The organism is Teichococcus aestuarii, from assembly GCF_003116135.1.
GTDB classification, from domain to species: Bacteria; Pseudomonadota; Alphaproteobacteria; order Acetobacterales; family Acetobacteraceae; genus Pseudoroseomonas; species Pseudoroseomonas aestuarii.
Map to the genome: position 1 here is coordinate 1 of NZ_PDOA01000073.1, position 848 is coordinate 848.

At 74.9% G+C, this 848-nt stretch carries 1 protein-coding gene; it reads right to left on the minus strand.

The window, feature by feature from the left end:
• Positions 1 to 764, minus strand: a 764-nt coding sequence (locus CR165_RS24175) for an Asd/ArgC dimerization domain-containing protein (protein WP_109519422.1), incomplete at its 3' end; no start/stop codon positions are given.
• Between the last annotated feature and the right edge of the window lie 84 nt (positions 765 to 848).

The window sequence follows — 848 nt, forward strand, 5'->3', positions numbered from 1 at the left end:
CGGACGAAGGCCCGCCCGGCATAGAAGCGCCGGGCCGCCGCCAGGCACTGGCCCGTGCTGGCGCGGCCGCGGCAATAGAGGGTGGCGAGGATGCCGCGGGTCATCGGCACCAGGTGCGGCGTGAACACCAGCCCGGCCGCGCTGCCGCCGCTCAGCCGCTCGATCGTGCCGGCCATCTCCGGCATGTGGACGTGCCGGAGCAGGCCGTAAGGCACCAGGTTCTCGTTGCACTCGGCATAGCCGAGCCGGCTGTCGGCGCCGCCCCGCCCGGCGCCGGAGATGCCGGTCTTGGCGTCGATGACGATGTTGCCCGGCTCGATCAGCCCCTCCGCCAGCAGTGGCGCCAGCGCGGTCAGCGACGCCGCGGGGAAGCAGCCGGGGTTGGCGACGCGGCTCTGGCCCCCGATCCGCTCCGGCCAGACATCGGCCAGCCCATAGGCCCAGCCCTCGGCGTAGCGGTGGTCGCCGCCGATATCGACGATCTTCACCGGGCGCGGCACGCGCGCCAGCGCCCCGGCCGAGGTGCCGGTGGGCAGGGAGGCGAACAGCAGGTCGAGCTCCGGCAGGGAAGCGGGGTCCCACTTCTCGATCACCCGCCCGGCCAGCCGGGCCGGCACGCCGGGGAAGCGCTCCGCCAGCCGGCTGCCGGCGCTGCCCTCGCCGGCGGCGTAGACGAGCTCGAAGGCGGGGTGGCCGGCGACCAGGCGCAGCGCCTCTCCCCCGCCGAAGCCGCTGATGCCGACGATGCCGACGCGAATGCTCATGCTGGTGTCCTTCCGGGGTGCGGGCAAAAGAAAACCCCCGGAGCCGGGGGCTGCGGGGGTTCAGGAATGCGGGCCGGGGCCGCG